The sequence below is a fragment of the Actinoplanes sp. NPDC049548 genome (assembly GCF_040676695.1).
Lineage (GTDB): Bacteria > Actinomycetota > Actinomycetes > Mycobacteriales > Micromonosporaceae > Actinoplanes.
The window spans coordinates 7374-30092 of sequence record NZ_JBFAPM010000028.1 but is presented as its reverse complement, the minus strand read 5'-3'; the positions used below and the strand labels follow the sequence as shown (position 1 = coordinate 30092).

The 22719-nt window shown below is 73.4% G+C and carries 3 protein-coding genes; 1 reads left to right on the top strand and 2 read right to left on the bottom strand.

The genetic code is table 11. From position 1 onward, the window contains the following. Nucleotides 1-9 precede the first annotated feature (9 nt). The gene (locus AB0J80_RS34850; RefSeq protein ID WP_364713647.1) at nt 10-1152 is read right to left on the bottom strand and encodes a Fic family protein; all 1143 of its coding nucleotides are present in this window, start codon (nt 1150-1152) and stop codon (nt 10-12) included. A 136-nt stretch (nt 1153-1288) separates the two neighbouring features. On the opposite strand from AB0J80_RS34850, the gene AB0J80_RS34845 reads away from it, so the two are divergent. Then, on the top strand, nt 1289-22087 hold the full coding sequence (locus AB0J80_RS34845; protein WP_364713646.1) for an amino acid adenylation domain-containing protein: 20799 nt from the start codon (nt 1289-1291) through the stop codon (nt 22085-22087). Here the strand turns inward: AB0J80_RS34845 and AB0J80_RS34840 are convergent. After that, complete coding sequence (locus AB0J80_RS34840; RefSeq protein WP_364713645.1) at nt 22068-22718, bottom strand: hypothetical protein; 651 nt, start codon at nt 22716-22718, stop codon at nt 22068-22070. The two genes, AB0J80_RS34845 and AB0J80_RS34840, sit on opposite strands and share 20 nt — an antisense overlap. Nucleotide 22719: the final 1 nt, after the last annotated feature.

Below are 22719 nucleotides of genomic sequence, written 5' to 3'. Positions count from 1 at the left end.
GAGTGCTGGTCAGTCGATCGGGTAGGGCGAAGACAGGGTGAACGGGGTGCGCGCCAGCTCCAATGCTGACGCCGGGAAGCGTGGCCCCTCGGTGTAGTAGCGGGCCCGAGTGCGCCCGACGGGAGCGAGCAAGCCCGCGGTGACCAGGTCGCGAAGGTCGCGCTGGGCCTGCTGGAGGGTGAGGCCCTCAGCCTGCTCGTACTTCGTTCGGCGGACGCGTCCGGCGACCGCGACGTCATGGAGCGCCGAGACGACTCGTTCGTCCAACCCGGCGTTGTCGGCAAAGCTGGTGAGCAGATCCCAGACCGCGGCGGACTGGTCCATCCGGTGCTGCACGGTCTGCGCCTGCTGGTGGTACGCGGTCAGGTTGAACCGGATCCAGCCGGACACGTCCTGGTCGGGTTGGTAGGTGGCCCCGCGACCCTGGAGCTCCCGGTAGTACTCCCAGGTGTTGCCGGGTCGGCCGAGCCACGCTTCGATCGAGGAGAACTCCGGGGCGAGTACACCTTCCCGGGCGATCACCAGAGTCTGCAGCGACCGGGACATCCGACCGTTGCCATCAGCCCAGGGATGCACGGACACAAGGTGCAGGTGCGCCATGGCCGCGCGGATCAGCGGGTGTGTGTCCTCGTCGCCGGTGTTCAGCCAGGAGACCAGTTCGCCCATCAATCCGGGGACGTCGGCGGCGGCCGGAGCGGTGTATGCCGCGACCCGTGGATCGCGAGGATCGGTGACGTAGACCGCTCCGGCCCGCCACTGCCCGGCGGGTTTGTTTCGCGTGTGGCGATGCCCCTGCAGCATCCAGTGCAGGGCGTTCAGCAGGCTCTTGCTGTACTCGAAGTCGGTCACGTCGTGCAGGGACTGCACGTAGGTCATCATGCGTTGGTAGGCCAGGGTCTCGTCGCGGTTCTCGTCCGACACGTCGACGTCCCGCTCGCCGTCCATCAAGTCCTGGACGTCCTGTGTGCTGACGCGGAAGCCCTCGATGGAGTTCGACGCGGCGACGGCGTCAGCGGTCAAGAACTTCCGGAGACCGGCCACCCATTTACCTGGGCGGTCCTGCACCTGATGACGAAGCCTGTCGCGCATCTCGTCGATGCTGGCGAGAACTCCCTCATCGGCCGAGCTCACCTGCGGAGTGGGAAACAGCACTATTAAATGATAGTTTGACGCAATGATTACGTCAAGCACATCGCGGTGGGAAGCGGCTCCAACTGAAGGTTAGGCTAACCTAATTCCGCGTCGGTGACGCGCGTCCGGACGGGGCGCTCCACATCGGAGGTGCGGGATGACGGCAGGGCTTCAGGACGTCGCGGGGTTGCTGGCTCGGTGGAACGACCACACGAGCCCGGCGACCACCTCGACCGTGGTGGACGCGTTCGCGGCGCAGGCGGCGCGTACCCCGGACGCCCTGGCCCTGGTCGCGGGTGACACCAGGCTGACCTACCGCGAGCTGAGCGGCCGGGTGTACGCCCTCGCCCGCGACCTGCGTTCCCGGGGCATCGGCACCGAGGACGTGGTCGGTATCGGCATGCCGCGCTCCGCCGAGATGGTCATCGCCGTCCTGGCCACCATGGTCGCCGGGGCCGCGTTCGTGCCGGTCGACCCGGCCTGGCCGGCGCAGCGCCGCGAGCAGGTTCTGGCCGAGGCCCGGGCGAAAACCGTCCTGACCGCAGACGACGTTCCCCAGCACGGGGCCGAGGCGCCCGGGATCACGGTCGCTCCGGGGCAGCTCGCGTACGTGATCTTCACGTCGGGGTCCACCGGGCGGCCCAAGGGTGCGATGATCCGGCACGAGGCGATCCATGAGCGGCTGCGGTGGCAGCGCGACCGGATCCTGCACTTCGGTCCTGGGGACGCGACGCTCTTCAAGGCGCCGCTGTCGTTCGACATCAGTGTCAACGAGATCCTGCTGCCGCTGGTCTCCGGCGGGTACGTCGTCGTCGCCGAGCCGGGCGGTGAGCGTGACCCGCAGTACCTGCTCGACCTCATCGCCGCCGAGGGCGTGACCTTCGTCTACCTTGTCAGCTCCATGCTGGACGTGCTGTTGCAGCTGGCCCGCGGCACCCACCTGCTGGACGGGCTGCGGCATGTCTGGTGCGGCGGCGAGGTGCTCACGCCCGAGCTGTTCGAGCGGTTCCGGGGCCAGCTGACCACCACGCTCTACCACGGGTACGGGCCCGCCGAGGCGACGATCGGCGTCTCGCACGTGATCTACCGGGACTCGGCGGAGCGCATCGCCACCTCGATCGGGCGGCCCAACCCGCACACCCAGCTCTACGTGCTCGACGACGAGCTGAACCCGGTCGGGCCGGGCGTCACCGGCGAGCTGTACGCGGCCGGTTTCCTGCTCGGCCGCGGCTACGTCAACGCCCCCTCGCTGACCGGCTCCCGGTTCGTGGCGAACCCGTTCGGCGCCGGCGGCGAGCGCATGTACCGCACCGGTGACCTGGCACGCTGGACCGGGGACGGGAGCCTGGAGTTCGTCGGGCGGGCCGACCACCAGGTGAAGATCCGCGGGATGCGCCTGGAGCTCGAGGAGGTCGAGGCCGTCGTCTCGGCCCACCCCGCGGTCCGCCAGGCCGTCGTGACCGTCCAGGAGCGTCACCTCATCGGGTACGCGACCCTGTCCGCCGACGCCGGCGGCGAGGATCTGCGTGCCTGGTGCGCGGACCGGCTCCCGGAGTACATGGTCCCGTCCGCGTTCATGATCCTCGACGCGTTCCCGTTGACGGCCAACGGCAAGGTCGACCGCCGTGCCCTGCCCACCGCCGTTCTGGGTGCGGCCCGGTCGCGGGAGCCGAGGAACGAGACCGAGTCGCGGCTCTGCGACGTCTTCGCCGGCGTTCTGGGCGTCGACGCCGTGGGCGCGGAGGACGACTTCTTCGCCCTGGGCGGTGACAGCATCGTGGCCATCGGCGCGGTCCGTGCCGCCCGCCGCGCCGGTTTCTCCCTGCGCGCCCGGGACCTGTTCGCGCATCCGACCCCGGCGGCGCTCGCCCTGGTCGTGGGTGACGCCGAGCCGGAGCCCGTCGCCGTGGACGCGGTCGGCGAGGTGCCGCCGACGCCGATTCTTGCCTGGCTGGACGAGGTGGGTGACGGGCTCGAAGGCTTCTTCCAGGCCGTCACGCTTGCGGCCCCGCGGGGCGCGATCGCGCCGGTGATCGACGCTCTGCTGGCGGCGCACGACGTGCTGCGGGCGTGGATCGACGGCGCTGTGCTGACGGTCCGCCCGGTCGGCGCCGTGACGGCCGCGGACGTGTTGCGGACCGGCGAGGACCTGGACGCCACCGTCGCCCGGCTGAGCACCGACCGCCTCGTCGCGTTCTCCTCCCTGCCGGAGCGCGGCGAGCTGATCGTCGCCGTGCACCACGTGATCGTGGACGGCGTCTCGTTGCGGGTCCTCGCCGAGGACCTGCGCGGTGGCCTCCCGATCGCCCCCGCGCCGACCTCGTTCCGGCAGTGGGCGTCGGCCCTGCGCGACGTGGACTTCAGCGGGGATCTGCCGTTCTGGACAAGGGCCGCGCGGACGCCGGTGAAATCCTTGGCACGGCTGGAGAAGACCGACACCGTCGCCACCGAGGAGACGCTGACCGTCACCCTGCCCGAGGACGTCACCGGCCGGCTGCTGAGCACGGTGCCGGCGGCGATCCACGGCGGGGTCAACGATGCGCTCGTGGCGGCGCTCGTGCTGGCGGTCTCGCCGGACGAGCCGATGCTGCTGGAGCTGGAGGGCCACGGCCGCGAGGAGGACACCGCGGACCTCGACCTCTCGCGGACGTTCGGGTGGTTCACCACGCTCTTCCCGGTGCCGCTCGACGTCGCCGGTCTGCCGCTCGCCGCAGCGGTCAAGGCCGTCAAGGAGCAGCTGCGGGCCGTGCCGCATCATGGCATCTCGTACGGTGCCCTGCGCTACCTGGCGGGCCATTCGGAGCTGGCGGTCCAGCCGCAGGTGCTGTTCAACTACCTCGGCCGCTTCGCCGACGGCGAGGAGGTGGTGGAGCGGCGGGACCCGCGGATGCCGTTGCCGCGGGCGCTGGAGGTCAACGCCGTCACCGTCGGCGCGACGCTGTCCGCGGTGTTCAGCTGGCCGGGCCGGGTGCTCGGGCGCGAGCGGGTGCGGGCCATCGCCGACCGCTGGACCGAGCTGCTCACCGCGATCGCGCACGACCCGGACGTCGCCGGACACACACCGTCCGACTTCCCGTTCGTCGCGCTGAGCCAGTCCGATGTGGACGGCTTGGGCCCGGACGTGCGCGACGTGCTCCCGCTGACGCCGCTGCAGGCCGGGATCTACTTCCATGCCACGTACGAGCCGGGCGCCGACCCGTACGTGGTGCAGCAGCTCATCCACCTCGACGGTCCTCTGGACGCGGACCGCCTGCACCGGGCCGCGACCGCCCTGTTCGAGCGCCACCCGAACCTGGCCGCCGCCTTCCGCCCGGCCGGCGACGGCGAGGTGGTGGCCGTGCTCGGTGGCCCGGTCGAGGCTCCCTGGCGGTACGTGGTCGCCGGCGACGTGGACGCCGTCGCGGCGGCCGAACGGGCCGAGCCGTTCGACCTGTCCCGCCCGCCCGGCATGCGGTACGCCCTCGTACGCGTGGCCGCCGACCGCCACGTCCTCGTGCAGACCGTGCATCACATCGTGGCCGACGGCTGGTCCGTGCCGCTGCTGCTCGGCGACCTGCTCGCCCTGTACGCCGGACGGTCGCTTCCCCCGGCGCCGTCGTTCCGCGACTTCCTCGCCCGCCGTGGCATCGGCGACGTCGAGGCGTACGCCCGGCTCCTCGACGGCGTCACCGAGCCGACCCTGCTGGCCCCCGGCGCGACCGGCCCCGCAGCGAGCATCACCGTCACCGTCGACGGCACGGCCGTGCAGGCCGTCGCCCAGCGCCACGGCGTGACCGTCGGCAACGTCGTCGCCGCCGCGTGGGGTGTGCTCGTCGGCCGTGTCACCGGCCGCTCCGACGTGGTCTTCGGCTCCGCCGTGTCGGGCCGCGGCGGGGACGTGCCCGGCGTCGAGGCGATCGCCGGCCTGCTCATCAACACGGTGCCCGCCCGGGTCCGCTGGACCGGCGCCGAGTCCGTCGCCGACGTGCTCGCCCGCTTCGCCGGTGACCAGCGCGCGGTGGTCGAGCACGAGCAGACCTCCCTGGCCGGCATCCAGCGCCGGATCGGGCTGCCCGAGCTGTTCGACACGCTCGTGGTCGTCGAGAACTACCCGGCCCCGGACGCCCCGGACGGCGACGGGCCGCGGATCAGCGGCGTCGATGTCTTCGAGGCGCCGCACTACCCGGTCACCGTCATGGTGAAGCCGGGCGACACGCTCGCCGTCACGCTCACCCACCGGCTCGAGCCGGCGGCCGCCGCGCGCCTGCTCGACCAGTACGTCCGCGTCCTGACGGCTGACGTCACCACCACGGTCGCCGCGCTGGACCTGCTTCCCGCCATGGACCGGGCGGAGGTGCTGGCGCTCGGTGCCGGTGGTGACGCGGCGACCGACCCGCTCGTGCCGGAGATGATCGGTGCTGTCGACCCGGTCCGGATCGCGGTCCGGGCCGGTGCCACCGAGCTTTCCTATGCGGGCTTGTGGGAGCGCTCGGGCGCTGTGGCCGCCGCGCTGCACGCTGCCGGCGTACGCCGTGGTGACGTGGTGGCCGTGGCGACCCGCCGGACGGTGGACCTGCCCGTGGCGCTGCTGGGCGTGCTGCGGGCCGGGGCCGCGTACCTGCCGGTGGATCCGGGCTATCCCGCGGCGCGCATCGAGCTCATGCTCGACGACGCCCGGCCGGTCTGCGTGCTGGTGGACGACTCGAGCAACCGTGCCCTGCCGCCGCACGACATCCCGGTCCTGCGGCTGCGCACCGCCAAGGGTGCGGCGCCGGCCGTGGCCGTCGGGCCGCTCGACGCCGCGTCGGTGATCTACACCTCCGGCTCGACCGGGCGTCCCAAGGCCGTCGTCGGCACCCATGGCGCCCTCGCCAACCGCCTGGCCTGGGCCCGGGAGCGGTGGGACGGCGAGATCCGGGTGGCCAAGAGCTCGATGAGCTTCATCGACGGCACCACCGAGCTGCTCGGCGGGCTCGTCGCGGGCGCCACGGTGGTCGTCGCCGACGAGGCCGCGGCCGCCGACGGTGTGCTGCTGGCCCGCCTGGTCGCCGAGTCCGGCGCCGCCCAGCTGCTGGCCGTGCCCGGCCTGGCCGCCGCGCTGGCCGAGACCGCCCCCGAGCGGGTCCGCGGCCTGCGCCGGTGGATCACCAGCGGCGAGGCGCTGGACGCCGGGACGGTCGCCGGCCTCGCCGCCGCGTCGCCGGAGGCCGAGCTCGTCAACTCGTACGGTGCCTCGGAGAACACCGGGGACGTGCTCGTCGGGACCGTCGCGCCGGGCGAGACGGTGACGCTGGGCCGTCCGGTGCCCGGCGTACGCGTGTATCTGCTCGACGCCGTCCTCGAACCGGTGGCGCCCGGCGCGGTGGGGGAGATCTACGTCGGCGGTGTGCAGCTCGCCCGCGGCTACCGCGGTCAGAGCGGGGCCACGGCGGCCAGGTTCGTCGCCGACCCGTTCACGCCGGGGCAACGGCTCTACCGCACCGGCGACCTGGGCCGGTGGACGGACGGCCGGGTCGAGTTCCTGGGCCGCAACGACGACCAGGTGAAGGTGAACGGGCACCGGGTCGAGCCGGCCGAGGTGGAGGCCGCGCTGCTGCGGCGGCTCGGCGTGCGCGAGGCCGTCGCGGTGGCGCGCACCTCCAGCCTGCACGGGTACGTGGTACCCGAGGCGGGGGAGCGGCTGGATCCGCATGCCCTGCTGGCCACCCTGCGTGAGGAGCTGCCCGCGTACCTCGTGCCGGCGACGGTGACCGTGCTGGACGCCGTACCGTTGCTGCCCAACGGAAAGCGGGACCGGCGCGCCCTGCCGGACCCGGTCGTCTCCACCGGCGAACCGCCGCGCACCCGGCGCGAAGCCGAGGTGCTGGCCCGGTTCGCGGAGGTGCTCGGCGCCGACGGTGTCGGGGTGCACGACGACTTCTTCGCCCGGGGCGGCGACAGCATCAGCGCGATCCGCCTGGTGAACCTTCTCGCCCGCGACGGCATCGTGCTGTCCACCCAGGACGTCTTCCGTACCCGTACGGCCGCAGCGGTCGCCGCCGCCGCGGACGGAACCGTGGCCGAGGTGGCACCGGCCGCACCGGACGAGGTGTGGGAGCTGTCGCCGCTGCAGCAGGGCGTGTACTACCAGGCGACGTACGAGGACGGCGCGGCCACGTACATCGCGCAGAACGTGTTCGACCTGGACCGTCGTGTCGACGTACCCGCGTTGGAGCTGGCCTTCGCCGCCCTGCTGGAGCGGCACCCGACGCTGCGGGCGTCCTTCGTCGGTGAGCCCCGCCCGCGGCAGGTCATCGCCGAGCGGGTGCCGGCCGCGGTGACCGTCGTCGAGGGCGGCGACCCGGAGGAGATCGCCGCCGCGGACCGGGAGCAGCCGTTCGACCTGACCGACCCGCCGCTGATCCGCGTCACCGTCGTCCGCAACCCCGACGGCACCGACCGGCTGCTGCTGACCTGCCACTTCCTGCTCTGGGACGGCTGGTCGCGCGAGCTGGTGCTGCGGGAGCTGTTCGCACTCTACGACTCGCGCGGCACCCGCGGCGCGCTGCCCACCGACGGGCCCGGCTTCCGGGACTACCTGGCGTGGATCGCCGCGCAGGACCGGGACGCCTCGGCCGGCGCCTGGAAGGCGGCGCTGGGCGAGCCGACGATCGTCGTGCCGGAGGCGGCCGGCCGCGAGCCGGTGCTGTCCGAACGGGTCCTCGCGGCGCTGCCGACCGCGGTCACCACCAGGCTCAACGAACAGGCCCGCCGCGCCGGGGTCACGCTCAACTCGGTGCTGACCGCCGCGCTCGGCCTGGTGCTGGGCCACCGCACCGGCCGGGGCGACGTCACCTTCGGCACCACGGTGGCCGGGCGGCCGACCGCCCTGCCCGGCATCGAGAACGTCATCGGCCTGTTCCTCAACACCGTGCCCGCCCGGGTCGCCGCGACCCCCGGCACGACCGTGGCCGAGCTGGCCCGCCGCGCCCAGCAGCACCGGATCGACCTGGCGCCGCACGAGTACCTGGGCCTGGGCGAGATCCAGCGGGCGGCCGGGCACGACCAGCTCTTCGACACCCTGTACGTGCTGCAGAACTTCCTCGCCGACAACACCTTCGACGACCTCGAGGCCGCGCAGGGCATCGTGAACGTCGAGTACACCGACACCACGCACTATCCGCTGACATGGGTGCTGACGCCGGGCGCCAACCTGCGGGTGAAGCTCGAGTACCGGCCGGACGTGATCACCGCATCCGCCGCGCGTGACATGGTGGACGATCTCGTGACGGTGCTGAGGCTGCTCGCCGAGGGGCTCGATGTCCCGGCCGGCTCGCTCGCCGTCGGTACGGGCCGTCCGCTGGCCGGGGTCGCGGCGGACATCCCGGACGAGACCGTCGCCGACATGCTCGCGGCGCAGGCGGCCCGGACGCCCGATCTCACCGCGCTGGTCTTCGGCGCGCAGCGGCTCAGCTACGCCGAGCTGGACGCGCGGATCGACGCCGTGGCCCGCGGGCTGGTCGCGCGCGGTGCCGGCCCCGAGAAGATCGTCGGGCTGGCGCTGCCGCGGGGCATCGACATGGTGGTGGCGCTGTTCGCCGTGCTGCGGGCGGGTGCCGCGTACCTGCCGCTGGATCTCGACCTTCCGGCGGAGCGGCGGCAGGCGATGATCGACGACGCCCGGCCGCTGCTCGTGCTGTCCTCTCTGGACGGTGTGGCGGTGGACGGCGGGCCGGTGCGGTCGGCGGTCCACCCCGACCATCCGGCGTACGTCATCTACACCTCCGGTTCCACGGGCAGGCCCAAGGGTGTCGTCACGCCGTACCGGGGTCTGACGAACATGCAGCTCAACCACCGGGCCGAGATCTTCGGGCCGACGGTGGCGCGGGCCCGGGCGGCCGGCGTCGAGCGGCTGCGGATCGCCCACACCGTGAGCTTCTCCTTCGACATGTCGTGGGAGGAGCTGCTCTGGCTCGTCGAGGGCCACGAGGTGCATGTCTGCGACGAGGAGCTGCGGCGCGACGCCACAGCGCTGGTCGCCTACTGCCACCGTCACGGCATCGACGTGGTCAACGTGACCCCGACCTATGCGCACCACCTGTTCGAGGAGGGGCTGCTGGACGGCCGCCGGATGTGGCTCGTGCTCCTCGGCGGCGAGGCGGTCAGCGAGGCGGTCTGGTCCCGGCTCGGCGACATCGGTTACAACCTGTACGGGCCGACGGAGTACACCATCAACACCCTCGGCGCCGGTACGGCCGACAGCCCCACGCCGACCGTGGGGAAGCCGATCTTCAACACCACCGGGTACGTGCTGGACGCCTGGCTGCGCCCGGTACCGGCCGGGGTGGTCGGTGAGCTGTACATCACCGGCGCGGGACTGGCGCGCGGGTATCTCGGCAGCCCGGTGCTGACGGCGTCGCGGTTCGTCGCCGGCCCGGAGGGTACGCGCCTGTACCGCACGGGTGACCTGGTTCGGGAGCGGCCGGACGGCAACCTGGACTTCCTCGGCCGCAGCGACGACCAAGTGAAGATCCGCGGCTACCGGATCGAGCTGGGTGAGGTGGAGACGGCCGTCGCGGCGGTGCCCGGCGTCCGGCAGGCCGCCGTGCTGGCCCGCGACGGGAAGCTGCACGCCTACCTCGTGGGCGACGCGAGCCCCGCCGACGTCCGTACCGCGCTGAGCGAGCGGCTCCCGTCCTACATGGTCCCGTCGCTGTACGCCACCGTCGATGCGTTGCCGCTGACGGTCAACGGCAAGCTGGACGCCAAGGCGCTGCCCGATGCGACCCCGATCCTGTCCGCCGTCCGCGGCCCGCGCGACGAGCGCGAACGCGTGCTGGCCGGCATCTACGCCGACGTGCTGGGGCTGCCCGAGGTCGGCATCGACGACGACTTCTTCGCGATCGGCGGGGACAGCATCTCGTCCATCGCGGTCGCTGGGCGGGCGCGCAAGGCCGGGATGCACGTGACGCCGCGCGACCTGTTCCGCCGGCGTACCGTGCAGTCCCTCGCTGCCGCCCTGCCCGCCGCGACCGTCGCGACGGTAACCGACGACGGCCTCGGTGACGTGGCCCTGACCCCGATGCTCGCCGAGACGGTGAAGTCGGCGACGCCGCTGGGCCACTTCTACCAGTCCATGGCGTGGCACACCCCGGCCGCGCTGACCCGCGACCGGCTCGACGTGATCCTGCAGGCGCTGGTGGACCGCCACGACCTGCTGCGCGCCGCCTTCGACGGCACCCTGCACGTCCCCGCACCCGGCCTGCGCGCCGCCGGGCTGGTCACCGAGGGGCCGATCGACGAGGCCGCCGAGGTGGCGCGCCTCGACCCGGCGAACGGCGTGATGCTGCGTGCCGCCTGGGACGGGCGCACGCTCCTGCTCGTCATCCACCACCTTGTCGTCGACGGCGTCTCCTGGCGCATCATCACCGAGGATCTGCGCCGGGCCTGGCGGGGCGAGGAGCTTCCCCAGGTGGGGGCATCGTTCCGGACGTTCGCGGCCGCCCAGCCGACGTATGCGCATCAGGCCGAGTTCTGGCGCACGATGCTGGCCGGGCCGCGCGTGCCGCTCGGCGACCGTCCGGCCGACCCGGTGGTCGACACCGCGGCGACCGTCCGCTCGGTCACCGTCAGCCTGCCGGCGAAGGTGGCCGTTCCGCTGCTCACCACCGTGCCGGCGAGCTTCCACGGTGGCGTCAACGACGTGCTGCTCACCGGCCTGGCGGTGGCGGTGAACCGGTGGCGGGGCTCGGACGAGCCGGTGCTGGTCAGCCTGGAGGGCCACGGCCGCAGCGGCGGGCTCGACCTGTCCCGCACGATCGGCTGGTTCACCGCCATCCACCCCGTCCGGCTCGACCCGGGCACCACCACGGACCTCGCCGCCGCGGTCCGCGCGGTCAAGGAACAGCTGCGGGCGGTGCCCGCCGACGGGCTCGGTTACGGCTCCCTGCGCTGGCTGCACGACCACGACTTCGGCCCGGCACCGGAAATCCTCTTCAACTACCTGGGCCGCTTCGGCGGAGACGGCGCCGGCGACTGGCCCCAGGCGGCGCCGCTGCGCGAGGGCGTCGACCCGGCGAACCCGGCGATGCCGCTGGAGATCAACGCCCACGCCACCGGCGACGCGTTCGAGGCGACACTGTCCTGGCCGGCCGGTCTGTTCGCCGAGGAGCGGATCATCGCGCTGGCCGAGCACTGGACCGCGGTCCTGCGCGAGCTGGCCGCCACGGACGTCGGCGGGCACACCCCGTCGGACTTCCCGCTCGTGTCCCTCACCCAGGACGACGTCGACGCCTTCGCCGGTGCCGCGGACATCTTGCCGCTGCTGCCGCTGCAGGAGGGCATGTACTTCCACGCGGTCACCTCCGATGTGGACACGTACGCGGTCCAGCAGATCGCCGAGCTCACCGGCGAGGTCGACCCGGCCCGGCTGCGCGCCGCGGTCGAGGCGGCCGTCCGCCGGCACGAAGCCCTGCGCGCCTCCTTCCGGGAGCTACGCGACGGGCGCATCGTCCAGGTGATCGACGCCGACGTGCAGGTGCCGTGGCGCGAGGTCGACCTGACCGGCGCGCCGGAGCGTCTCGACGAGGTGGCGGCTGAGGAGCTGGCGCAGCCGTTCGACCTGGCGAAGGCGCCCGTGCTGCGCTACGCGCTCGTGTCGTTGAGCGCCACCGAGCACCGGCTCGTCGAAACGATGCACCACATCCTCGCCGACGGGTGGTCGTACCCGCTGGTGTTCTCCGACGTCGTGGCGGCGTACCACGGGCGGGAGCTGAGCCCGCCGGTGACGACGTTCCGCGACCACGTCGAGTCCGTGGTGAGCCGTGACCGCGAGGCCGCCCGCGAGGCGTGGAGTGCCGCCCTCGCCGGCGTCGAACCCACCGCGCTGTACCCGGACATCACCACGGTCTCGCAGCACGACAGCGCGTTCGCCCACGTCGACCGGGTCGACGAGCTGACCGATGCGGCGCGGGCCGCCGGCATCACCGTGAGCACGCTCGTCCACGGCGCGTGGGGGCTGCTGCTGGGCCGGCTGCTCGGCCGCGACGCGGTCGTGTTCGGCTCCACCGTGTCGGGCCGCGGCGGCGACCTGCCCGGCGTCGAGTCGATCGTCGGCCTGCTCATCAACACCGTGCCGGTGCCGATGGCGTGGCGCCCGGACGAGCCGCTCGGCGACGTGCTGCGCCGCCTGCAGGAGCAGCAGACCGACGTGCTCGACGTGCAGCAGGTCGGCCTCGCCGAGCTCAACCGGCTCGCCGGTGTGCGGGAGCTGTTCGACTCCATGGTCGTCGTGGAGAACTTCCCTCCGGTCGACGGCGGTGACGCGCAGGGCCTCGGCGTGCGCGGCTTCACGGGTACGGACTCACCCCACTATCCGGTGTCCCTGGTCGCGTTCCCGGGCGACCGCCTCACCCTCGAGATCAAGTACGACGCGGCGATCGGCACGGATGCCGCCCAGCGCCTCGCCGACCAGGTGGCCTGTCTCGTGAACCAGCTCATCGACGGCCTGGACCGTCCCGTCTCCGCCGTGTCCCTCGGCGGTTTCGCTGCCACGGCGATCGACGTCTCGGCAGACGGCATTCTGGATATCTCACAGGAAAATGCCACCGCCGTCGCCGTCGGCACGCTCACCTACGCGGAGCTCGAGGCCCGCGCCAACCAGCTCGCCCACGAGCTGATCGCCCGCGGCGTCCGGCCCGAGTCGCGAGTCGCGGTCCGCCTGCCGCGCTCGGAGGACCTGGTCGTCGCGCTGCTGGCGGTGGTCAAGGCCGGCGGCTGCTACGTACCCGTCGACCCTGCGGCCCCGGCGGCCCGGCAGCAGTACATTCTCGACGACTCGCGGCCGGTCTGCGTGATCGGCGAGGGCGATGTCGCCGCGCCCGGCCGCCCCGCGACCCGTCCGGAGGTGGCGCTGAGCCCGGACAACGCGGCGTACGTGATCTACACGTCGGGTTCGACGGGGAAGCCCAAGGGCGTACTGGTGACCCACCGCGACGTGCATGCCCTGTTCGCCGCCGCGGAACGCCACTTCGCGTTCGGTCCGGACGACGTGTGGACGATGTTCCACTCGTACGCGTTCGACTTCTCGGTCTGGGAGCTGTGGGGCCCGCTGCTCCACGGCGGCCGCCTCGTCATCGTCCCGCACGACGTGGCCCGGGACCCGCAGAGGTTCCGCGCGCTGCTGCGCGACGAGAAGGTGACCGTCCTCAACCAGACCCCGTCGGCGTTCTACCCGCTCATCGAGGCGGACGCGGCCGAGCCCGACCGGCTGCCGCTGCGCTACGTCGTGTTCGGCGGCGAGGCTCTCGACCTGTCCCGCCTCGCGGGCTGGTTCGAGCGCAACCCGCAACCCCGCCTGGTCAACATGTACGGCATCACCGAGACCACGGTGCACGTGTCCTTCCGCTCGCTCGGCCCCGCGGACGTCGGCGGCCCCAGCGTCATCGGCACCGCACTGCCCAGCCTCGCGGTGTACGTCCTCGACGCGTACCTGCAGCCCGTGCCGGAGGGCGTGACCGGCGAGATGTACGTGGCCGGCGAGCAGCTCGCCCGCGGGTACCTGGACCGCCCGGCGCTGACCGCCTCCCGGTTCGTCGCCAACCCGTTCGGCCCCGGCCGGCTCTACCGCTCCGGCGACCTGGCCCGCTGGGAGGACGGCGACCTGGTCTACCTGGGCCGCTCCGACGACCAGGTGAAGGTGCGCGGCTACCGCATCGAACCCGGCGAGATCGAGGCGGCACTGCTCGCGCTTCCCGGCATCGCCAACACGGCGGTGGTGGTGCGCGACGGCAGGCTGGTCGCATACCTGGTGGCGCGGGCCGGCAGCCGGCCGGACGTGGACGCGATCCGCGCGCATCTCGCCACGGTGCTCCCGGACTACATGGTTCCCGCCGCGTTCGTCACCCTCGACGCGCTGCCGCTGACGGTGAACGGCAAGCTCGACCGCGATGCTCTGCCGGCCCCGGCCCGGACGGTGACACCGGCTGCGGTCGAGACCACCGGCGAGAGCCCGGCGACCACGGCGCTGCGGGGGCTGTTCGCCGAGGTGCTGGGCCTGGACGACGTGCCGGCCGACGGGGACTTCTTCGCCCTCGGCGGCGACAGCATCATGGCGATCCAGCTCGTGAACCGCGCCAAGCGCAGTGGCGCCAGGATCTCCCCGCGCGACGTGTTCCTCAAGCGCACCCCGGCAGGACTGGCCGGCGCCGGTGCCGCCCCGGCCCGCACCGACGACGGCGTCGGTGAGGTGGCTCTGCTGCCGATCGTGCACCGGCTGGCCGAGCTCGGTGGCGACATCAACCGGCTGCACCAGTCCGACGTGCTCCGGACTCCATCCGACGCCACCCCGGCCCGCCTGCAGGCCGCTCTCGACAAGCTCGTCGCGCACCACGACGCGCTCCGGCTCACGCTCAGCCGCCCGGCGCCGATGCTCTGGTCCCAGGAAGTTCGCGCCCAAGGCGACGTCGATCTGACCACTGTGGACGGACCGGATCCGGCGCTGATCCGGCGCGCGGCCGAGGCGGCGGTCGACCGGCTCGACCCGGACACCGGGCGCGTCCTGGAAGCGGTCTTCTTTCCCCACCAGCGCCGCCTGCTGCTCGTCGCCCATCACCTGGTGGTCGACGGCGTCTCCTGGCACATCCTCGTCGAAGACCTGCGGCAGGCGTACGAGGGCGCGGCGCTCGACCCGGTCGGCACCTCCCTGCGGTCGTTCGCCCGGATGCTCACCGAGGAGGCCGGCACCGCCGCCCGCCTGGCCGAGTTCCCGCACTGGCAGCGCACTCTCGCACCCGGTGGCGAGCTCAAGCCGGATGTGGTCGCCCCCGGGCCGACCCGCGACCACCAGCTGCGCTTCCCGGTCGACCCGGCCCTGCTGAGAGGCGACGTCACCGCCACGCTGCTGCGAGCCCTGCACGCGGCGGTGAACCGCTGGCGGGGCACCGACGAGGACCTGGTCGTGGACCTGGAACGGCACGGCCGCGACCTGGGCGACGCCGACCTGTCCCGGACGGTCGGCTGGTTCACCTCGATCGCCCCGGTCCGGCTCCCGGACCTGCCTCAGGGCGACGGGCTCGGCTACGGCCTGCTGCGCTACGTGAACCCGCGCAGCGCCGCCGCGCTCGCCCGCCTCGGCACCCCGCAGGTGCTCTTCAATTACCTGGGCCGCTTCAGCGACTCCGACGCCGACTGGTCCCCGGCGGACGAGGACATCCGGGTCCCGGCGGGTCCCGATACGCCGTACCTGCTGGAGATCGACGTCGCGGCCCGGGGGGACGAGCTGCACGCCGTCCTCACGTACGCCGACGAGGGCCTGGGCCTGGACGCCACCCGGGCGATCGCCGACGGCTGGGCCGCCGAGCTGGCCCCTGCGGACGAGCGGGAGTGGCCGTTGTCGCCGCTGCAGGAGGGCCTGTACTTCGAGGCGAAGCTGGCCGGCGACGCCGACGTCTACATCGCGCAGAACGCCTTCGACGTGGACCACCGCCTCGACGTGCCCGCCCTCGAACGGGCCTTCGCCGCCGTGCTCGCCGCGAACCCGGCCGCCCGGCTCGCCTTCGGAGATCAGGGCCGGGCCGTGCTGCGCCGCGACGTCCCGGTGACCGTCGAGGTGATCGAGGACCCCGGGGACCTCGACGCGGTGCTGGCCGCCGACCGGACCCGCCCCTTCGACCTGGCCGAGCCGCCGCTCGCCCGGCTGACCGTCGTCCGGCTCCCCGGCGGGCGCGACCGGCTGCTGTTCACCTACCACCTGCTCCTCTGGGACGGCTGGTCCCGCGAGCTGGTGCTCCGCGACCTGTTCGGCGCGTACGCCGGCCGGCCCGTACCGCAGAAGAGCGCGAGCTTCACCGACTACCTGGACTGGATCGCCCGGCAGGACGCCGTGGCATCGCTGCGGGCGTGGTCCGGCGCCCTGGCCGGGGCGGAGCCGACGATCCTGTATCCAGCCGCCGCCGGCACCCGGCCGGTGCTGGCGAAGAGCCTGGCCCTGCAGCTGACCGAGGCGCAGACCGCGCACCTGGCGGACCAGGCCCGGGCCGCCGGCGTCACCCTCAACGCCGTGCTGAGCACCGCGCTGGGCATCGTGCTGGGCCACGCCTCCGGCCGTCCGGAGGCCGTGTTCGGCACCACCGTGGCCGGGCGCCCCACCGACCTGGACGGCATCGAGCAGGTCGTCGGCGTCTTCCTCAACACCGTGCCGCAGCGCGTCACCCTGGGCGCGGCCGAACCGGTGCGCGAGGTGCTGCGGCGCGTCCAGGCCGAGCGCATCGAGCTGATGGCCCACGAGTACGTCGGCCTCGGCGACATCCAGCGGGCCGTGGGCCGCGGACCGCTCTTCGACAGCCTGTACGTCCTGCAGAACTTCCTCGACGACGACACCTTCACCGACCTGGAGGCCGAGCACGGCATCGTCGGCGTCGAGGCGGTCGACGCCACGCACTATCCGCTCACCTGGGTCGCCACCCCCGGCCGTGCCCTGCGCATCCGGCTCGAGTACCGCCCGGACGTGGTCCCGGCCGAGCAGGCACAGTCCCTTCTGGACCGGCTGAGCGCCGTGCTGACCGGCTTCGACGCCGATGCGCCCGTCGCCTCGGTCGCCCTGCCCGGGCCCGCGCCGCAGACCGGTGTGGCCATGGAGATCCCGGACGTCACGATCGCCGAGATGCTGGCCGGGCAGGCGGCGCGTACTCCGACCGCGGCGGCGCTCACCCATGACGGTGTCACGCTCAGCTATGCCGAGCTGGACGGCCGGGTCAGCGCGGTCGCCCGGGGGCTGCGCGCCCGCGGTGCCGGGCCGGAGCGGATCGTGGCGCTGGCGTTGCCGCGGGGCATCGACATGGTGGTGGCGCTGTTCGCGGTGCTGCGGGCGGGTGCGGCATACCTGCCGCTGGATCTGGACCTGCCGGCGGCGCGGCGGCAGGCGATGATCGACGACGCGCGGCCGCTGCTGGTGCTCGACTCGTTGGCCGGGCTCTACCGGGAGGTCGGGGAGCCGTGGCTCGCCGACTTCGCCCCGGGCACGCCCGGACGCCTGGACCGGCCGGCGTACGTCATCTACACGTCCGGGTCCACGGGCACGCCCAAGGGCGTCGTGACGCCGTACCGAGGGCTGACGAACATGCAGCTCAACCACCGGGTGGAGATCTTCGGGCCGGCGGCCGGCGAGCGGGTCCTGACCATCGCGCACACGGTCAGCTTCTCCTTCGACATGTCGTGGGAGGAGCTGCTGTGGCTGGTCGAGGGCCACCACGTGCACATCGCCGACGAGGAGCTGCGGCGCGACGGGCGGGCGCTGGTCGCCTATTGCGCCGAGCACCGCGTGGACGTCGTCAACCTCACGCCGACCTACGCGCAGGCCCTGCTCGACGAGGGGTTGCTGGCCGGCGAGCACCGGCCGTGCCTGGTGCTGCTCGGCGGTGAGGCGGTCAGCGAGAAGCTCTGGGCGACGTTGCGGGACACCGACGGCGTGACCGGCTACAACCTCTACGGCCCGACGGAGTACACGATCAACACCCTGGGCGGGGGTACGGCGGACAGCGCCACCGCCACCGTCGGCCGTCCCATCCTCAACACCACCGGGTACGTGCTCGACGGCTGGCTGCGTCCCGTGCCCGCGGGTGTGCCCGGCGAGCTCTACATCGCCGGCGCCGGACTGGCCCGCGGATACCTCGACCGGCCCGGGCTCACGGCGTCGCGCTTCGTCGCGGGTCCCGGCGGCACCCGGCTCTACCGGACCGGCGACCTGGTCCGCGAGCGCCCCGACGGCAACCTCGACTTCCTCGGCCGCACCGACGACCAGGTGAAGATCCGCGGCTACCGCATCGAGCTGGGCGAGGTGGAGTCGGCGGTCGCCGCGGTGCCGGGCGTCCGGCAGGCCGCTGTGCTGGCCCGCGACGGCAACCTGCACGCGTACCTGGTCGGCGACGTCGCTCCAGCGGACGTGCGGGCGGCGGTGGGGGAGCGGTTGCCGTCCTACATGGTCCCCTCGCTGTACGCCGTGGTCGACGCCCTCCCGCTGACCGTCAACGGCAAGCTCGACACGGCCGCCCTGCCCGTGCCCGTACCCGTGGCCTCCGCCTCCCGGCCACCCGCCGACGACCGCGAACGCCGGCTGTGCGAGCTGTTCGCCGAGGTGCTTGGGCTGCCGTCGTTCGGCGTCGAGGACGACTTCTTCGACGCCGGCGGGCACTCGCTGACCGCGTTGCGGCTGATCGGGCGGGTGCGGGCCGAGCTGGGCGGGGACCTGTCGCTGCGGGCGCTGTTCGATGCGCGTACGCCCGAACGGCTGGCCCGGGTCGCCGCCGGCCCGGCGCGGGCCGCCCTCACCGCCCGGGTACGCCCGGAGGTGCTCCCCTTGTCCCCGGCGCAGCAGCGGCTCTGGCTGCTCGACCAGCTCGACCCCGGCTCCAGCGCCTACGCCTACCCCCTGCTGGTCCGCCTCGCCGGCCGTCTCGACGTGCCGGCCCTGTCCCGGGCGCTGGCCGACGTGGTCTCCCGCCACGAGGTGCTGCGTACGGTGATCCGCGCGTCCGCCCAGCACATCCTTCCCGCCCCGGCGGCGGTCCCCGTCGAACGCGGGACGCCGGTGGCGGATCTCGTCGCCCGGCCCTTCGACCTGTCGGCGGACCTGCCGATCCGGGCGTCGGTGACCGAGGACGGCGACACCACCGTGCTCGCCCTCGTGCTGCACCACATCGCCATGGACGAGTGGTCCGACCGCCCCCTGCTGAACGACCTCAGCACCGCATACAGCGCCCGTGTTGCGGGCGGGGCACCGGAATGGGAGCCGCTGCCCGTGCAGTACGCCGACTACGTGCTCTCGCTGACCGGCACGCCGGGCGACTTCTGGCGCGAGGCGCTGCGCGGACTGCCCGACGAGATCACGCTCCCCGCGGACGGGCCCCGCGGCGTGACGAAACGCCCGGCCGGCCTCGCGACGGCCGTTCTGCCCGCCGACCTCGTGGACCGCCTGAGGGAGGTGGCACGCGGCGAGTCCGCCAGCCTGTTCATGGCGTTGCACGCGGCCTTCGCCACGCTGCTGTCGCGGCACGGCGCGGGCACCGACATCCCGATCGGCAGCCCGACGTCGGGCCGGGGAGACGCGGCGCTCGACGACCTGGTGGGGTTCTTCGTCAACACGATCGTGCTGCGCACCGACCTGTCCGGCGACCCGTCCTTCACCGAGCTGCTGCGCCGGGTACGCGCCGCCGACCTGGCCGCCTTCGAGCACGCCGACGTGCCGTTCCAGCAGGTGGTGGAGCTGGTCAACCCGCCGCGGGTGCCCGGGCGCAACCCGCTCTTCCAGGCGATGATCGGCTACTTCCACCGGCCCGCGGATGCCGGGACGGTGCTCGGCCTGCCTGTCCTCGCCGCGCCGGAGTATGTCGCCGAGCCGAAGGTCGACCTCAACGTCACCTTCGTCGACGCGGGCCCCGGCGGTGTCGAGGTCTCCTGCGAGTACGACGCCGACCGCTTCACCGCGACGACGGCGAACCGCCTCCTGGGCCGCCTCGGCGTGCTGCTGTCCGCCCTGGCCGCGGATCCGGCGCTGCCGGTCACGAAGGTGCCGCTGCTGACTTCGGACGACCTCGCCGAGATCGAGCGGTACGAGCCCGCCGCCGCCCCGGGAGGGCCGTGGCACACCGGCCTCTCCCGGCACGACGGCGAGGCGTTGGTGGCGCAGGGGAACCGCTGGTCCTACGCCGATCTGGACCGGGCCTCGGACGCGGTGGCCGCCGCGCTGGCCGCCCGCGGCGCCGGCCCGGAGAGCATTGTCGGCATCCACCTGCCCCGCTCGGCCGATCTGGTCGTGGCGGTGCTGGGCGTGGCCAAGGCCGGTGCCGCCTATCTGCCGCTCGATCCGGCGTTCCCGGCCGCCCGGCGGCAGTTCATGCTGGACGACGCCCGCCCGACGGTCGTCATCGATGAGGCGTTCCTGGCCGCTGTCACACCCGCGGCGGCGCCACGGGTGGTCCGGGATCCGGCGCATGCCGCGTACGTGATCTACACGTCGGGGTCGACCGGTCGTCCCAAGGGCGTCGTGGTGACCGGCCGGGACCTGGAAGCCTTCCTCGCCGCGGCGCCGCTGCCGCCCGGTACGCGGATGCTCGCCGTCACGACGCTGTCGTTCGACATCTCGGTCCTCGAGCTGATGGGCACCCTGCGGGCCGGCGGCACGATCGTGCTGGCCTCACCCGGCGAGGTCCGGGACCCGCTGCTGCTCGCCGAGCTGGTGAAGCGGGAGCAGGTCACCGCGATGCAGGCGACGCCCTCGCTCTGGGCGGCGCTGCTCGAGTCGTCCGATGTGGACCTGAGCGGGGTGCGGGCCCTCGTCGGCGGCGAGGCGCTGCCGGTATCCCTCGCCCGGGACCTGCACGCCCGAGCGGCGAGCGTCACGAACCTGTACGGCCCCACCGAGGTGACCGTGTGGGCCACCGCCGGGGACGTGGACGCCGACTGGGACGGCGCGATCGGCACGCCGCTGCCCGGCACCACCGCGCACGTTCTGGACGACCGCCTGCAGCCCGTGCCGCCGGGGGTGGCGGGCGAGCTGTACCTCGGTGGCACCCAGGTCACCCGCGGCTACCTGGGGCGTCCCGCGCTGACCGCGTCCCGGTTCGTGGCGGCACCCGGCGGCGAGCGCCTCTACCGCACCGGCGACCTGGCCCGGTGGCGCGCCGGACGGCTGGAGTACCTCGGCCGCACCGACCATCAGGTGAAGGTGCGCGGCTACCGCATCGAGCTGGGTGAGATCGAGGCCGTGGCGTTGTCACACCCCGACGTGACCCGGGCTGTCGTCGTTGCGCGCGGGGACCGGCTGGTCGCGTACCTGACCGTGACGGCCACGTTCTCGCAGTCGACGCTGACGGGGCTCCTCGAGTCGGCGCTGCCCGGCCACATGGTTCCGGCCGCCTGCCACGTGCTGGACGAGCTGCCGCTGACCCCGAACGGCAAGGTGGACCGCAACGCGCTGCCCGACGTCGCGGTGCCGGCCGGGACCGGACCGGCGGCGCCCCGGTCCCGCACCGAGGCGGCCGTCGCCCGGCTGGTCGCCGACGTGCTGGGCGTGCCGCACGTCGGGGTCCACGACGACTTCTTCGCCCTCGGCGCGCACTCGCTGCTGCTGGTCCGGCTGGCCACGGCGCTGCGCCGCGAGTTCGGCACCGCGATCCCGGTCGCGCGGCTCTTCACCGCGCCGACGGTCGCGGGGGTCACCCGGCTGCTCACCGGCGAGGCCCCGGCCGGTGACGCGCTCGCGCCGGTGCTCGCGCTGGGCCCGGCCGGCACCGAGCCGCCGCTGTTCTGCCTCGCCCCGGCCAGCGGGCTCAGCTGGCAGTTCGCGGGCCTCGGACGCTACCTGCCGATGCCGCTGGTCGGCCTGCAGTCGCCGCTGCTGTCCGGCGGAGAGGCGGCGAGCATGACCGCGCTGGCGGCCCAGCAGGCCGACGCCGTGGAACGCCTTCAGCCGGCCGGGCCCGTACGCCTGCTCGGCTGGTCCTTCGGTGGCGCCCTCGCGCTGTGCGTCGCCGCGGAGCTGACCCGCCGCGGCCGGACGGTGAGTTTCGTGGGCATGCTCGACGCCCGGCGCGACGCGGTGCAGACGCCGTCCACCGTCGCCGGGCTGCTGGCCGAAATGGGCTACGCCGTGCCGGACGGCGAGCTGACGATGACCGAGGCGGTGGCGTTCGTCCGGGCGGCCGGCGGCAGCATCGCCGCGCTCACCGACGAGCAGATCGGCCTGGTCCTGGAGAGCTACCTGGCCGCGGACCGACTGATGGCGGCCGCGACGTACCCCGCGTACCCGGGCGAGGTCTTCTTCGTCGAGGCCACCGTGCCGGAGCAGGGTTTCAGCGGTCCCGCAGCCCCGGCGTGGCGGCCGTCGACCGGGGGGATGACGGTGCACGAGCTGCCCGTCACCCATTCGGCCCTGCTGGACCCGGCCACCCTGGAACGCCTGGGCCCGCTGCTGGCCGCGGCGCTCAGCCCACGATCGGCATGACCCCGTCGCCGAGCCAGGCGCGGAGCAGCATCAGCACGATGCTCAGGCCCAGCCCCGCCAGGAAGGAGTAGCCGATCCCGGCGTACCAGCGGTGTCGCTTCTCGCGGGGCCGGACGTCGCGCGCCCACGGGCGTTCGCGGGCCAGCCACCACAGCAGGCCCACCCCGAACGGCAGCAGCGTGAGGATCCAGAACCAGAACCACTTGGTGCCGGTGACCGGATCGGTGGAGAGCAGCGCCCACAGCGTCAGCAGCACCCCGGCGATGGCCAGCCCGCTCGCGATGGTGGGAAGGGCGCTGCCGTGGTGGCCGTTCAGTGCCGTGGTCGCCTGGTGCAGCGCGTCGTCGCCGTCGGTGTAGTAGCTGCGCCCGTCCGGCGTCTCCCAGAGGAAGATCCGGTCGTGGGCGCCCGACTCGAGGACGGGGTTCGACGGCCAGAGCAGGCTCGAGTCCTTGCGCCACTCGCTGCCCCACTGGTAGTCGACGACCCGGTCGGCGGCGATGTCCTGCCGGGCGTGGGCGAGGCTCGCCTCGCGTGGGGTGGTCCACCACGTCAGCGCCGCCCACGTGATCCAGCCCACGATGAGGGCGATGCGCAGCAGCTGCCACCAGGCGATCTTGGTCCTCGTCACG